The sequence below is a fragment of the Sphaerisporangium viridialbum genome (genome assembly GCF_049674955.1).
In the GTDB taxonomy this organism is placed as follows: domain Bacteria; phylum Actinomycetota; class Actinomycetes; order Streptosporangiales; family Streptosporangiaceae; genus Sphaerisporangium; species Sphaerisporangium viridialbum.
On record NZ_CP187232.1, the window covers coordinates 24,780 to 39,808 of the forward strand.

The following is a 15,029-nucleotide window of genomic DNA, read 5'->3' on the forward strand; positions in this document are numbered from 1 at the left end:
CCGCTTTCACTCGGCTACCATGCCAGTTTGGAGACGCCGTAATTCGTGCGCTTTTCCGCCATGACTCGCGTTCGTCTCGCAAGGATTGGGGGCCCCGGGGTGTCGCGTCGGCTGGTTAATGTCACGCTGGACAACCTTGACGATCTACCACGCCGCTGCAGGCGGTGTGTCTTCTGGGAGCTCGATCCCGTCAACGGGGAGCGCGCCCAGCTGGTGGGTGATCCAGGGCTCGAGAAGGAGGCCTGGATCTCGGCGACCCTGCTCGAGTGGGGCAGTTGCGGGAAGATCTGCTACGTCGACGGGGTGCCTGCCGGGTTCGTCCTGTACGCGCCGCCGCTGTACGTGCCCAGGTCGGTGGCGTTCCCGACCTCGCCAGTGAGCGCGGACGCCGTCCTGCTGATGACCGCCCACATCATCCCGGAGTTCTCCGGGGGAGGGCTCGGGCGGATGCTGATCCAGGGCGTGGCGAAGGACCTGACCCGGCGCGGCGTCCGGGCCATCGAGGCGTTCGGCGACCTCAAATGGGAGCAGCCGGGCTGCGTCCTGCCCGCCGAGTACCTCCTCGCGGTCGGTTTCAAGACCGTTCGCCCGCATCTGCGCTTTCCGAGGCTCCGGCTGGAGCTGAAGACAGCGGCGTCGTGGCGTGAGGACGTCGAGGTGGCCCTGGAACGGCTCCTGGGCTCCATGTCACCCGAACGCGCGCTTCGCCCCGTCTGAGGCGATCTCAGCCCCACGACGACAGCACAGAGCCCCCTGCGCCAGATGGCGCAGGGGGCTCTGCTGGGGTGGGTGCCGCCGGAAGAGGCGGTGGTACGGCTCGCGCCCGCATGGCGTGCGCGGTCCGCAGGGGCGTCTAGATGACGCCGTCGAGCTCGCGGAGCAGCATGGCCTTCGGCTTGGCGCCGATGATCTGCTTCACGACCTCTCCACCCTTGTAGACGTTCAGCGTCGGAATCTGGAGTACGCCGTAGTCGCGAGGAGTGGCGGGATTCTCGTCGATGTTGATCTTCACGATGGTCAGCTTGTCGGCGTGCTCGGTCGCGATCTCCTGGAGGATCGGCGCCACCTGGCGGCACGGGCCGCACCACTCGGCCCAGAAGTCGACGAGCACGGGCTTGTCGCTCTTGAGGACCTCGGCCTCGAAGGTGGCATCGGTGACTGACTTGATCTCGCCCAAGGTGGTTCTCCCCTTAACTGGTGGCGTGGTCCGCGAGCCAGCGCTCGGCGTCCAGCGACGCAGAACAACCGGTGCCCGCTGCGGTGATGGCCTGGCGGTAGGTGTGGTCGACGACGTCGCCGGCCGCGAAGACGCCGTCGACGTTCGTCCTGGTTGTGGGGGTGTCGACCAGGATGTAGCCCTCATCGTCGAGGTCGAGCTGGCCCTTGAAGAGCTCGCTGCGGGGATCGTGGCCGATCGCGATGAACACGCCGGTCACCGGCAGCTCGGTCTGCTCCCCGGTCTTGAGGTTCCTGATCACGACGCCGGCGACCTTGGTGTCACCCAGGATGTCGACGACCTCGCTGTCCCAGACGAAGCGGATCTTCTCGTTGGCGAAGGCGCGATCCTGCATGATCTTGCTGGCGCGCAGCTCGTCGCGCCGGTGGACCACCGTGACCGACCGGGCGAACCGGCTGAGGAAGGTGGCCTCCTCCATGGCGGTGTCGCCGCCGCCGACGACCACGATGTCCTGATCGCGGAAGAAGAACCCGTCGCAGGTCGCACACCACGAGACGCCTCGGCCCGAGAGCCGCTTCTCGTTGGGGAGACCAAGCTCGCGGTAGCCGGAGCCGGTGGCGACGACGACCGTCCTCGCCAGGTAGGTCTCGGTGTGGGTCTTGACCACCTTGGGGTTCTGGGTGAGGTCGACCTCGGTGACGTCGTCGGCGAGGAGCTCGGCGCCGAACCGCTCGGCCTGCTTGCGGAAGTTGTCCATCAGGTCCGGCCCGAGGATGCCGTCGGGGAAGCCCGGGTAGTTCTCCACGTCGGTGGTGTTCATGAGCGCGCCACCGGCGGTGACGGAGCCCTCGAACACGAGCGGGTTGAGGTCCGCGCGGGCCGCGTAGACCGCGGCGGTGTACCCGGCCGGGCCCGACCCAATGATGATCACATTACGGACGTCGCTCACGCCTCTCGCCTTTCGTGCCCATGGTGGTCGTTCGCTCGACTGCCGGTGCGCGTTGCCACACCGCTCCGACTGTTGCTGGCCTGTTCGTTCGATGCAGTGGCGTCAACAGATCCTAGGCGTCCGGGATTCCCTCCACGGCCAAGCGCGCTTCCGGACATGACGAAGTCCCCCGGGGTTACCCGCGAGGGACTTCGTAAAGGCGAGAGGAAAGGGCTGGATGCCCAGGTCAGATTAGGCTTACTGCCAGCGGCCCACGGCCGGCTGCCGCACGTTCGCGCAGTTGGAGTCCACGACGTACACCCAGACGGCGTTGCGGAGGCGGTCCTTCCAGAAGGCCATCACCATGGCCTCGTTGCCCTGGTAGAGGGCCTGGTCGACACCGATCGGCTTGGCGGCGGCCTGTGAGTTGAGCCGCTTCCCGACCCTCTCGGAGATCTTGGTCACGCATCGCACGACCGCGGGGTCCACGGAGGCGTCGCCTCCCGACCCCGGACCCACGGCGCCGACGTAGGTCGCCAGAGGTCCGTTGAGCACGTCGCTGGAATAGTTGAAGCCACTCTTGCCGATCACGAAGCTGCGGCCCGGGGCCGGCGGCTTGGGGACCACCTGCTCATGGCCGGGGCCCACGCTGGATTGCGCGGACGGCAGGGCCACGGTGTAGTGATCGGGCCCCGCCCCGGTGCCCGAGGCCGAAAGCATGGTCGCCGACATTCCGGCGATGCCGATCACAGCGGCCGCCGCCACGCTCGCCGCCGCGGGCATCGCCCACGAGCGGCGCCGGGAGGCCTTCCTGCGCCTGGCCGGGACGATCGAGCCGTCGTCGGCCACGACGCCTAGCACCGCGATCGCGGGCTCCGGCAGCGATGGCGCTGGTCGTGCCGCCGGCACCGGTGGAACGATCGGCGTCGGAGCCGTCAGCGGCGTCGAAGGCGCGGTCTCCCATGGGGAGTCGCCCATGATGCGGTCCCAGTCGGGGGCCTCGTCGAGCGTGAGCCCGCCACCGGCCCGCCTGGTCTCCGCCTCTGCGCCGAGGGCCTTGTCGATGCGGAACGCGACGCCCATGGGCATCGCGGGAACCGGCATCGCCGCGAGCATCTCGCGGACCGCAGCCAGGTCGGCGAGGCTCTCCCCACAGGGATCGCATACCGCGAGATGCTCGCGGACCCGCACGGCCGTAGCGTCGTCCAGGAGGCCCTCTGCCAGCTCGGCGAGGATCTCCAAGTCGTAGTGCGTATCACCCGTCACGAAGTTCTGCTCCCTTCGCGGATGAGACGCGAGACAGGTCTGATCGGTTCCGCAGATGCGAAAGAATCGGGGCGAGTTTCGCCCGGCCACGCGCGCACCGGCTCTTGATCGTGCCCGCGGGCACCTCGAGCACCTGGGCGGCGTCCTCCACCGAATAACCCATCATGTCGACCAGCACCAGGGCGGCTCGCTGGTCGGCGGGGAGGAGCTTGAGCGCGGCCGAGACCTCCATGGAGACGTCGCGCTCACCTGTCTGGTCGGGCATCGGGGTGTCCCGCTCGGCGGCCTCGACGAGCTCGTCGTCGGCGACCGGGCGGATGGACTTGCGGCGCATGCGGTCGAGGCAGGCGTTCACGACGATGCGGTGGAGCCAGGTGGTCACCGCCGCTTCGCCGCGAAAGCTGTCGGCTTTGCGGTAGGCGGAGACGAAGGCGTCCTGAACGGCGTCAGCGGCCTCGTCGGGGTCACCGAGCGTACGCAGCGCGACGGCCCACATGCGATCACGATGGCGACGGACGATCTCGCTGAAGGCGTGTGGATCACCGCCGATATGGCTCGTCAGCAGGTCGGCGTCGGACAACGCTGACCGTGCGGCGTGCTGAGCCGCCGGCGGGCTATCGGGAGGAGGGTTCACAACGCGTGTCCTGTTAGGCCGATCCGGGAGAATGCACGACTACGTCATAGATGGTGCCACGAAACTTCCCCTCAAAGGCCGGAAGGCGCGTAAACCAGATCAAAACGTACTGACCGCTCGTGGCCTTTTCCGGGGTGAGGGTCACCGTTCCTGAGACATTTTCCTGCTTGGCGGCGGTTTTCAATGAGCTCAGGTCGGGGGTGTCGCCGACCCTGAGCTCGATCGTGGAGCCGGGCGTGTCGCCCAGTGAGACGACCACGTCGGCGATCGTGGTCTGCTTGCCCAGTTCCACGATGAGGCCGACGCCCTTTTTGAGACCGCCGAGTTCGGCGCTCTCGTACTTGTCGGTGTGCCACTCGGTCGAGGGCTTGCCGTCGATGGCCAGGCGGGCGAGCTCAGGGTGCTCGGTATGGTCGCTGCCCAGCGGGTCGAAGCCGTCGGCTCTCGACGGCTTCACCGTGACGATCTTCGGGGGCGGCGCCTGCGACGCCGACGAGGACGCCTCGGGCGACGGCGGACGCTTGCCTAGGCTCTGCCCCAGAGTCCAGGCGCCGAGGCCGACCGCGGCGATGACCAGGACGATCACCACGGTGATCATCGCCCGGCTCGCCATGCCGCCCGAGTGGCGCTGGGGGGCCTGGACGGGAGGGCGCTGAGGCGCGGGCTGCCGGGGTGGCCTGGTGTGCTCGATGTCCTCGGGCGCCTCGGAACGCAGGCTCAGCGCGGGAGGCATCGCCGAGACCGACACCGGCACGGGAGCGGGCCTCGGCACCTCGGCCAGGGCCTCCGCCACGGCGGCGGGGGTCGCGAGCGCGGGCAGCCCGCGCCTGGGCTCCTGCAGCAGAGCCCGGCAGGTGATGGCGTCGAGAAAGCCGGGAACACCGGCCGTGACCTGGCGCGGAGTGCAGACCTTGCCATCGTCGAGCGGCGCGGGCGGCAGATCGACCTCGCCGTCACCCGGCCAGTGACCGGTGAGCGCGGTGTAGAGCAGGCGCCCGAGCCCCTGGGCGTCGTCGCGGGCGGGGTCCTCGCTCTCGACGTCGCAGAGGGAGGCGTCCACGGCCAGGCCGAGAAGCTTGACGGTGCTGCCGGCGGTCCAGATGAGGCGGTCGGGGGTCAGGCAGAGATGGGCCAGCCCCGACTCGTGGGCGTGGGCGACGGCCTCGGCGGCCTCCGCGACCAGCGCGGCCGCGCGCTCGGGTGCCATCGGGCCAGAGGAGACCATGTCGGTCAGGGTCTCGCCGGTGACCCACTCGCTCACGACATAGGCCTGGCCGTCTTCCTCGGCGGCGTCGAAGACCTGGGTCAGCCGGGGGTCGGTCAGGCGGCTGGCGCCACGGGCGGCGGTGACGACCTCGGCCACCCGGTCGAAGTCGGGGGACAGTGTCAGGACACAGACCGGCCGCGCGAGCACCTCGTCGATGGCCTTCCACAAGGTGGCGCCACCTGACTCGCTGACGCGGTCTTCCAGGCGGAACCGGTCGGCCAGGCGGCCACCGGGTTCCACGGCCGGGGCGCTCATGAGGCGATCCTCTCCCTGGTCGTGGGCGATGTCCGTGCGAATACCGCCACGCCCCTCCTGCTTCTCGTCAGCCGATGGTGCCCGATCTCCACCGTGCACAGGGCACCATCGTAGTCCGGAGCGGGTGCCGCCCGTGTTGCCCTTGGAACACGGGCGAACCGGACTTCCGGCTTACCTATGACTAGCGGCCTACCCGTCCCGCCACAAGTCCAATGATCGAGCTGATTTCGGCGATCCGCATCCGGTGGGATGTGACCAGATAGATCAATCCGCCGAGCCCGCCGCCCGCCACCAGCATGATCGTGGAGCTGAGCGGCGTCACACCGGCCAGTTGCTTGGTCGCCCAAAGGGCGCCGAGGGCGATGACCGCGGCGGGGATGGCGGCGACGTACATCCGCGACAGCCCGGAGGCGACGACCCTGCCGCCGAGCCCGCCGCCGACCTTGCGGCTGGCGAGGGTCCAGGCGACGGCTCCGCCGACCACGTAGGCGGCGGTGAAGGCCAGGGCGAGCCCCATGACGATCAGGTGGGCCGGCAGCGTGAGGTACAGGATGAAGCTCAGCAGGGCGTTCACCGCGACATTGCCCCCCGCGATCAGCGCGGGCGTGCGGGTGTCGCCGAAGCTGTAGAAGACCCGCAGCAGGAGCTGGTAGATCGAGAAGGGGACCAGCGCGAGCCCGAACACCTGGAGCACGTTTCCCATGTTCAGAGCGTCGTCCACCGAGGTGCTGCCGTGGGCGAAGATCAGCACGGTCACCGCGGGGCCCAGCACCATGAGCAGCAGCCCCGACGGCACGATCACCGAGCAGACCAGCCGCACGCCGGAGGCGAACTCCTCACGGATGGCGCCCAGCTCACCCTCGTGTACGTACCGGCTCATCCTCGGGAGCATCGCGGTGATCACCGAGACGGCGATGATGCCGTAGGGGAGCTGGAACAGCTGGAAGGCGTAGCTGTACGACGCGATGCCGGCGACATGGCCGGCCTTCTGCTCGACCGCCTTGGCGGTGGCGCCCGTGGCCAGGTTGGTGGTGACGATGTAGCCGACCTGGTTGAACCCGACGAAGGCGAGCGTCCACACGCCCGCCCTGCCCATCTCGCCGAGCCGCGCGTTGCGCAGGTCGAACCGGGGGACGAACCTGAACCCCACGCGGTGCACGGCGATGATGAGGACGATCGACTGGATCACGATGCCCGCCGTGGTGCCGATGCCGAGGAGGGCCAGGTCGGAGGCCGTCGCCGCCCCGATGTCACCGCCCGCCCGGCTGACGAAGTGGTAGCTCAGGCCGACCGCGATGACCACGAGGTTGTTGAGCACGGGCGCCCACATCGGCGCCGCGAACCGGTCACGGGTGTTCAGGATGGCGCCGGCGATCGCGCCGATGCCGAAGAAAGCGATCTGCGGAAGGATGTACCGCGCCAGCGTGGTGGCGACCTGGGCGCTGCGGGGGTTCAGGTCGGTGGTGAGCAGCTCGATGAGCAGCGGGGCGCACAGCACGCCGACCACGGCGATGACGATCAGCGCCATCGTGGCCACGGTCATCAGCCGCTGCTCGTAGGCCCGCCCGCCGTCGGGGTCGTGCTTCTGCGCCTTGACGATCATCGGGACGATGACGCTGCTCAGCACCCCTCCGATGAGGAGGTCGAACAGGATGAACGGGATCGTGTACGCGACGTTGTAGGCGTCGCCCAGGGCCGCCACGCCGATGGCCGACGCGAGCACGGCCGTACGTACGAAGCCGGTCAGGCGGGACACCATCGTGCCCGCGGCCATGACCGCGCTGGCGCGCAACATCCGGCTCATGAAGGCCCCTCTCGATGTTGTGCGGGTTCCGGTACGGCTCGCGGGGCCGCCTGCCCGGCCCTGCGGCCCTTCGCGGGGCGGCGGGAGTGGCGGCGCAGGACGCGCAGCATCACCGCGGCGAGCACCACGGTGAGCACGGCACCGACGATCACCAGGACGATGGCGGTGTATCCGGTCATGCGCACGGTGACCTCGACAGGAAGGCCGTAGCGCTTGCCGCTCTCGCTGGTGAGCTGCACCTTGACCTTCGTCTGGCCGTCGCCGTTGCCCATCATCGGGATGTCGAGAGACCTGGTCTTGCCTGGGCTGATGGTGACCAGCGACTCGTACGCGCCGATCGTGAGCAGCTTGCGGTCGCCGGAGGTGATCTTCACGCCGACCGTGACCTCTTCGTCTTGGAGGTCGTTGCGAATGCTGATCGGGACGATGCCGTTCTTTCCCGCGAGAGTGCGCTGCTCGCCCGTGGAGACCGAGATCGCGCTGGTGCGCTCGCTGACGGCCGAGTCGACCTGCTTGAGCAGCGGGCCCGCGCTGCCCGTGCGGCCACGCCAGGCCGTCGAGGTGAGCCTCAGCAGGGCGGTGTCGAAGACCCGGCGGTGGTCCTTGGTGACGGTGGCGGTGAGCTCGGCGCGGTTGCTGAGCTTCTTGACTCCGCTGATGTAGGACTTCGCGAGCTCGGCCTGCTCGTCCTTGTCGGTGTACACCAGGTCGGTGCGGGGCACCCCGGCCTTCGGCGGCTTGACGGAGCTCAGGGCGACCGGCTTGAGCCACGGCGCGGAGGCGGCCGCCTTCAGCAGGGTGGTGACGAAGGCCGGGTCGGGATTCCAGCGGCGGGGCGGCGCCGCGATCACCGAACGAGGCTCCTCCGGCCGCTCGCTGCTGATCATCGCGGTCTCGGCGAGGAACCGCTGGGTGACCAGGGTGGTGGCGCCGGGGGCGGAGGTGCCCGCCGTCGTCAGGAGCGCGCTGAGCACCGGGTCGGCCAGCAGCGCGTTGACCGTGCCCTGGACGGTCTCCAGCGAGGTGGCGGCGTCGGGCGTGTACGTCAGCGGAGGGCTGGCGGGAAGGGCCGTCGAGGCGAGCAGGACCGTGCGGACGTCGGCGACGGCCAGCGCGTCGAGGGCGTCGTGGTCGATCACACCCCCCATCGGCCAGTTCGTGGCGGTGCCGACCTCCTTGCCGAGCAGATCGCTCGCGACGGACGCGCCCTTGTCGATCGCGATGCCCGTGGCGGTGTCGAGCCCCTGGTGGCTCACGGCCGCGACGTCGGTGTCGGCGTACGGGGTGGCGGTGACGGGAACCTTGGCGAGCGAGGCGCGCAGCCTCTGCAGCCACTGCGCGACACCCTGGTCGGCCGTCTTCCTCGTCGGTGTCGTGCCCGGCTTGACGCTGAGGCTGTAGTCCTTGGACATGGCCTGCGCGTCGTCGAGGAGCGCCGGGTCGACGAACCAGCTCACGCCCTTGGACGGCGTCTCGGCGATCTTCAGGATCTTCCCCAGGCGCCCGTCGTCGGCGACCGCCTGCCGCAGGCCGTCGTCGACGAAGGTGGCGTCGTCGCCACGATGCGGCTGGTCGACGATGGGAAGCGCCCAGGCGATCTTGGTGCGGGTGATCGGCTGGTCCTTCGGGGCGTACGTGAGGAATGTGCGCTGGGCGGCCAGTTGCCCCCTCACGGGGTCCCAAAGCTCGATCGTCAAGGGGTAGACCCCGAACCGGAACATCTCCAGCGAGGCCGGGGTGAGGCTGAACTCCCAGGGGAGCTTGCCCGCGGCCGGGAGCTGGCTCACGTAGACCGTGCGCCGCGAGGAGTCGAAGATCTGGCCGCCGTCGGCGAAGGCCTGCATCTCGGTGCGGTTGGCGAACGGCTGGCGGGAGAAGCGCAGGCGGACCGAGATGCCCGCGAGAGGAGCCGCGCTGGTGTTGGTGACCGATCCCGCGATGAGGATGGGCGTGGAGGGCTCACGAGGCGCCTGCGGCGTTATGGAGTCCACCACGATCTGGGCGTCCTGACGGCTCGAAGCCGCCGCGCGCGTGACCCCATTGCCGGTCTGCGCGGTGCTGGTGGACGCCTTGCCCGCGGCGCTCGTGACGGCCCCGGGAGCGATGGCGGCACTGGCGACGGCCGCCGGGGCGATGAGGAACGCGGCGGTCAGAACGGAGATCAGGGCGGCTCCGCGGGTCACGTGCCGGCCAGGGGTGGAGTTCGGCGCACGCCCAGAATGGTATGGCCTAAAGCAGAGCGGGCGGCGATTCGCAGCGGGGGAGGCCCATCACGGGCCGCACTTCCCGGGAGCCGGGCATCCGCACGGTCCTGTGCCGCGTCGCCTGGAGGTTCACGTACTTTCCGGGGGTGAGTGTGAGCAGGTCAAGGGCCTTGAGCCGCAGGGCCGTACGTCGCTCCCCTGTGGGGGTGTACACCAGGTCGTCGGCGTCCCTGGAGTCCGCCAGGCGCTCGTCGATCAGTACGGTGAGCTCATCGGGAAGCAACAGGGGTGACACCGATGTGGCGGCGTAGTCGGTCGCGGAATTGACCAGGAAAGCGGGCGCGGGCCGCACCCGGCGCGCACCGAGGAGCGCGCCGACGGCACCCGGCCGAGGGGGTGAGGCGACCGTCGTGACCACGGCCACGGGCTCGCGTGAGCTGCGCGTCGTCACCTCGAACACCGTGACGCGGATGCAGGAACCACGGTCGACGCGCAGAATTTCGGGGAGGTCGTCGGCGCACGTCAAGGCGCGCGGAAGCCGTACGATCTCATGGTGGATCTGGTGGGACAGGAGCCGGCGGTGGATCGCGAGGGCGTCTTTCATCTCTCGTGCTCCTTGTCTTGTCCGGGTGCCCCCGACAGATCTGCGACCGACCGTAACCTGGTGATCGCATGGGGAGTGCTCCCGGGCGGGTTACACCAGGGCTAGCGCGGAGATTCTCTTCCGTAACCGAAGGACCTACCCAGCTTGTCCGTCTCAAATCTGAGCGTTAGTCAGCAGAGGGCCGTGATCGACCTATTCCGGCGGATTGCCCCAGTCGCCGATGAGCTCGGCGCGCTGTTCGCCGAGCATGGGCACGAGCTCGCCGTCGTCGGCGGCTCCGTTCGCGACGTCTTCCTCGGGCGCATCGGCAACGACCTCGACCTGACCACCGACGCGCGCCCCGAGCGGGTGCTGGAGATCGTCAAGGGATGGGCCGACTCCATCTGGACCATCGGCATCGACTTCGGCACGGTGGGCGTCCGCAAGGGCAGCTGGGTCCTGGAGATCACCACCTACCGCAGCGAGTCGTACGACCCGAAGTCCCGCAAGCCAGAGGTGATCTACGGCGAGACCCTCGAGGCCGATCTGGAGCGCCGCGATTTCGCGGTCAACGCGATGGCGGTGCGGCTGCCGGGGCACGAGTTCGTCGACCCCTACGGCGGTTTGTCCGACCTGGCCGCCAAGGTCCTGCGCACCCCGGGCACCCCCGAGCAGTCCTTCGACGACGACCCGCTGCGGATGCTGCGGGCCGCGCGCTTCGCCTCCCAGCTCGGCTTCGCCGTCGATCCGGCGGTCGTGGCGGCCATGACCTCGATGGCCGACCGCATCGAGATCGTCTCCGCCGAGCGCATCCGCGACGAGCTCGACAAGCTCATCTGCGGCGCGCACCCGAGGGAGGGCCTGGGCCTGCTGGTGGACACCGGCCTCGCCGCCCACGTGCTGCCCGAGCTGCCCAAGCTGCGCTTGGAGATCGACGAGCACCACCGGCACAAGGACGTCTACGAGCACACGCTCATCGTGCTGGAGCAGGCGATCGCGCTGGAGGCCGCGGGCCCCGACCGCGTGCTCCGCTGGGCCGCCCTGCTGCACGACGTCGGCAAGCCCAAGACCCGGCGTTACGAGGAGGCGGGCCGCGTCTCCTTCCACCACCACGAGGTCGTGGGCGCCCAGATGACCAAGAAGCGCCTCGCCGAGCTGCGGTTCCCCAAGGATGTCGTGGCCGACGTCTCCCGCCTGGTCGAGCTGCACCTGCGCTTCCACGGCTACGGCACCGGTGAGTGGACCGACTCGGCCGTGCGCCGCTACGTGCGTGACGCCGGGCACCTCGTCGACCGGCTGCACAAGCTCACCAGGGCCGACTGCACGACCCGCAACAAGCGCAAGGCCCAGGAGCTCTCACGCACGTACGACAACCTTGAGGAGCGCATCGCCCGCCTCGCCGACGAGGAGGAGCTGGCGAAGATGCGGCCCGAGCTCGACGGCAACGAGATCCAGGAGATCCTGGGCGTCGGTCCAGGGCCGGTGGTCGGCAAGGCCTACAAGTTCCTGCTCGACATGCGCCTCGACGAGGGCATCGTCGGCAAGGAGGCCGCCAAGGCGGCCCTGGTGGAGTGGGCGCGCGCTCAGGGCGTGGGCTGAGGGCGCCGGCCTGCGCGCGTTCTGGAGTTGTCCACAGGTGGACGGCTGTTCCGTGGAGTTGTCCACAGGTGGGCTCGGTCTTCGTGGCGGGGCACACGGCCGGGGTTAGGGTGACCGAGTGGACGCCCGAACTCTGACCGACCTCGACCGCGAGCACCTCTGGCACCCCTATGGCCAGGCCTCTCCCGCCGTCCCCGCCCACCCCGTCGTGAAGGCCGAGGGTGTGCGGCTGACGCTCGCGGATGGCCGTGAGCTGGTCGACGGCATGTCGTCCTGGTGGGCGGCGATCCACGGCTACAACCATCCGCGTCTCAACGCCGCCGCCCGCGAGCAGCTCGACGACATGGCCCACGTGATGTTCGGCGGCCTCACCCACGAGCCGGCCGTGCGGCTGGGGCGGCGGCTGGCCGAGATGACGGGTCTTGAGAAGGTGTTCCTCGCCGATTCGGGGTCGGTGGCCGTTGAGGTGGCCATCAAGATCGCGATCCAGTGCACGGGCAGGAGCCGCCTGCTCACCGTCAAGGGCGGCTACCACGGCGACACCTTCGGCGCCATGTCTGTGTGCGACCCGGTCAACGGCATGCACCACCTGTTCAGCGGTGTGCTGCCCCAGCACGTCTTCGCCGACAGACCCCCGGGCGGCTACGGCCTCCACCCCGGAGCCCCCGATGGCCACGGCCGGCGTCTGGAAGCCCCCGCCTCGTCTGCGCCGGGCCCTGGAGGCGGCACGCCTGCGGTGGCCGGGGAGCGCGGCTCGCCTGTGGTGGCCGGGGAGCAGGTGGTCGACGAGGCCTATCTCGGCCATCTGGGAGACCTGGTGGCACGGCATGCCGGTGAGCTGGCGGCGATCATCGTGGAGCCCGTGGTGCAGGGCGCGGGGGGCATGCGCTTCTACCACCCGGCCTACCTCAGAAGGCTGCGCGAGCTGGCCGACGAGTACGGCGTCCTGCTCATCGCCGACGAGATCGCGACGGGCTTCGGCCGCACGGGTGAGATGTTCGGCTGCGACCACGCGGGCATCAGGCCCGACATCATGTGCGTCGGCAAGGCCCTGACCGGCGGCTATCTGACCATGGCCGCCACGCTCTGCACGGCCGAGGTGGCCGATCGGGTCGGCGTGCTCATGCACGGGCCGACGTTCATGGGCAACCCCCTGGCGGCCGCGGTCGCCGATGCCTCGCTGACCCTGCTGGAGGAGCGCCCCTGGCGGGAGGAGGTCAAGCGCATCGAGGCCGGCCTCGTCGAAGGGCTGGCGGGCGTGGCCGGCGCTCCCGGGGTGCGGGACGTGCGCGTCCTCGGCGCGATCGGCGTGGTCGAGACCGTGCACCCCGTGGACACCTCGAAGATCCAGGACATCGTGATGGAGCACGGCGTCTGGCTGCGCCCCTTCGGGCGGCTTGTCTACACGATGCCGCCGTACATCACCGCTCCCGACGAGCTGGCGCGCATCACGACCGCGATGACCGCTGCGGCGGCCACACTCCCCCGCGTAGTCCCGCCACCCCACCTACCGAGAAGGCGAGGGTGATCGCCCTGCCCGGGAACGGCCATCGGGTGCCCGGTGTTCGGAGGGCGGTGTCGGTGACTCGCCTTCTTCGGAGATGCAGGCGTCACGGGTTGCCCGTGGGAGGTGGTGTGCCTACTGGGTGACTTCCTGGGGGGTGAGGGGCGTGGTCTTGCCGGCTATGAGGCGGTAGCCGAGGGCGCTGAGGATGTATCCCACGGAGGCGATCACGAGCACCAGGTAGGACTTGCCATTGGCCGGGAGGATCAGCGCCACGAAGACGGCGGCCAGCACGAGCATCCCGTTGAAGAGCATGTCGTAGATGGAGAACACCCGGCCGAGGTAGGCGTCCTCGACGTCACGCTGCACGATCGTGTCGGTGCAGATCTTCACGCTCTGCCCGGTCACGCCGAGGACGAAGCCCGCCGCGAGGAAGCCGATCTGCCGAAACGGCAGGCAGAGCGCCAGCTCCAGCACGCCGGCCAGCACGAGCATGATCGGGATCCACGCCTCGGGGCGGAAGCGGTCGGTGGCCCACGGGGTGATCAGCGCGGCCACGAAGAAGCCGAGGCCCGAGGTGGCGAGCACCCCGGTGATGTGGTTCAGGCCGGCCTCGACGTTCGTGGTGAAGTAGAACCGGTAGAGCATCACGGTCATGACGATGGTCATGCCGTACAGGAACCGGTGGGCGGCCATGCTGGCCAGTGCCGCGGCCGGGGCCCGCAGGTGCACGATGTGACGGCCGCCGTCGATCATGCCGGTGATCACGTTGCGCACGGCCTCGCGGGCCTGCGGCCGGTTCGGGTCGTACGAGGGGCCGAGCAGGGTCCTTCGCATGGTGGAGGCGATCAGCGCGCTCAGGCCGAAGACCACGCCCGAGACCACCAGCAGCAGGGCCGTGCCGCTGTGCTCGGCGCCGAAGAGGAGGCGGAGCAGGAATCCCATCCCGGCCCCGATGAACGTGGCGATCGTGCCGGAGGTCGGGGTGACGGCGTTGGCCAGCATCAGGCGCTCGCTGTCGACCACGTGGGGCAGCGCGGCGCTGAGCGCCGACAGGAAGAAGCGGTTGACCCCGAGCACCGCGAGCGCGGCGCCGTAGAAGCACCAGTCGGGGGCGTTCAGCGCCACCAGCAGGGCGGCGCCGATCAGCAGGACACCCCGGACCACCGGCGCGATCATCAGGATCTGGCGGCGCGACCAGCGGTCGATGAACACTCCGGCGAACGGGCCGAGGATGGAGTAGGGAAGCAGGAGGACGGCGAACGCGACGGCCGCTTCGGCGGCGCTGGTCTGCTTCTCGGGTGTGAAGAAGGCGTACCCCGCCACGGCGAACTGGAAGACACCGTCGGAGAACTGCGAGACCAGGCGAGTGGCGAACAGACGTCTGAAGTCCCGGCCTCGAAGGACGGCACGAAGGTCGGAGACGTAGGACACGCGGGTCAGCCTACTGGGCTTGTGTCGGAGGCCACATCGGGAGCATCCCGGATATGCCCTAGGGGTTCGAACGCCCGCCGGTACGCCGGGTCAGGGGCCCGGCGGGGCTCAGACGCGGGACCAGAGGGGTTACGCGCGTGTCATCGCGGAGCCTCCCGGACGGCGGGCGGCCAGTCGTCCGGCCGAGATCGCGGTGCCCGAGCCCCGGCCGGTGCGGTGGAAAGCGGCTTCGCCAGGGTCTGATCGCCTGACACCGGCGCGTTGCTTCCCGGTTTGCCGGAGGTAGACGCTTGCTCCACCAGGGAGGACGTTTGCCCACCCGGAGATGACGCTTCTCCAAAGATGGGGCCGATGGGTACATGAAGTCAGTAGAC

Annotated in this window: 12 protein-coding genes; 3 read left to right on the top strand and 9 right to left on the bottom strand. The window is 69.5% G+C overall.

From position 1 onward, the window contains the following. Positions 1–99 precede the first annotated feature (99 nt). Positions 100–717 (top strand): GNAT family N-acetyltransferase, encoded by a 618-nt coding sequence (locus tag ACOZ38_RS00120; protein ID WP_424527759.1) that lies wholly within the window; start codon positions 100–102, stop codon positions 715–717. Between the two features lie 136 nt (positions 718–853). Here ACOZ38_RS00120 and trxA read toward each other — a convergent pair whose 3' ends face one another. The 8 genes from trxA to ACOZ38_RS00160 form a co-directional block, all read right to left on the bottom strand. After that, on the bottom strand, positions 854–1,177 hold the full coding sequence (gene trxA / locus ACOZ38_RS00125; RefSeq protein WP_405142864.1) for a thioredoxin: 324 nt from the start codon (positions 1,175–1,177) through the stop codon (positions 854–856). Positions 1,178–1,190: 13 nt separating this feature from the next. Next, positions 1,191–2,126 carry a thioredoxin-disulfide reductase gene (gene trxB / locus ACOZ38_RS00130; RefSeq protein WP_405142865.1) on the bottom strand — a complete coding sequence of 312 codons (936 nt, stop codon included), beginning with the start codon at positions 2,124–2,126 and terminating at the stop codon, positions 1,191–1,193. A gap of 237 nt (positions 2,127–2,363) precedes the next feature. Continuing rightward, on the bottom strand, positions 2,364–3,371 hold the full coding sequence (locus ACOZ38_RS00135; protein WP_424527762.1) for an anti-sigma factor family protein: 1,008 nt from the start codon (positions 3,369–3,371) through the stop codon (positions 2,364–2,366). Next, entirely contained in the window at positions 3,361–4,005 is a 645-nt protein-coding gene (sigM, locus tag ACOZ38_RS00140) for an RNA polymerase sigma factor SigM (RefSeq protein ID WP_424527764.1), read from the bottom strand. Before sigM ends, ACOZ38_RS00135 begins: the two co-directional genes overlap by 11 nt. A gap of 13 nt (positions 4,006–4,018) precedes the next feature. Beyond that, the gene (locus tag ACOZ38_RS00145) at positions 4,019–5,527 is read right to left on the bottom strand and encodes a serine/threonine protein kinase (protein ID WP_424527766.1); all 1,509 of its coding nucleotides are present in this window, start codon (positions 5,525–5,527) and stop codon (positions 4,019–4,021) included. Between the two features lie 181 nt (positions 5,528–5,708). After that, positions 5,709–7,331, bottom strand: a complete 1,623-nt coding sequence (murJ, locus tag ACOZ38_RS00150) for a murein biosynthesis integral membrane protein MurJ (RefSeq protein WP_424527768.1) — start codon at positions 7,329–7,331, stop codon at positions 5,709–5,711. Next, positions 7,328–9,514 carry a DUF6049 family protein gene (locus ACOZ38_RS00155; protein WP_424527770.1) on the bottom strand — a complete coding sequence of 729 codons (2,187 nt, stop codon included), beginning with the start codon at positions 9,512–9,514 and terminating at the stop codon, positions 7,328–7,330. The genes murJ and ACOZ38_RS00155 overlap by 4 nt, the downstream gene beginning before the upstream one ends. Before the next feature lie 46 nt (positions 9,515–9,560). After that, a complete protein-coding gene (locus ACOZ38_RS00160; RefSeq protein ID WP_424527772.1) occupies positions 9,561–10,139 on the bottom strand; it encodes an aminoacyl-tRNA deacylase in 579 nt (192 codons plus the stop codon). Positions 10,140–10,283: 144 nt separating this feature from the next. Here ACOZ38_RS00160 and ACOZ38_RS00165 point away from each other — a divergent pair, with 144 nt between their 5' ends. Beyond that, complete coding sequence (locus ACOZ38_RS00165; protein WP_424527774.1) at positions 10,284–11,717, top strand: CCA tRNA nucleotidyltransferase; 1,434 nt, start codon at positions 10,284–10,286, stop codon at positions 11,715–11,717. 118 nt (positions 11,718–11,835) lie between these two features. Then, the gene (locus tag ACOZ38_RS00170; RefSeq protein ID WP_424527776.1) at positions 11,836–13,245 is read left to right on the top strand and encodes an aspartate aminotransferase family protein; all 1,410 of its coding nucleotides are present in this window, start codon (positions 11,836–11,838) and stop codon (positions 13,243–13,245) included. A gap of 111 nt (positions 13,246–13,356) precedes the next feature. Here ACOZ38_RS00170 and ACOZ38_RS00175 read toward each other — a convergent pair whose 3' ends face one another. Then, on the bottom strand, positions 13,357–14,655 hold the full coding sequence (locus ACOZ38_RS00175; RefSeq protein WP_424527778.1) for an MFS transporter: 1,299 nt from the start codon (positions 14,653–14,655) through the stop codon (positions 13,357–13,359). Between the last annotated feature and the right edge of the window lie 374 nt (positions 14,656–15,029).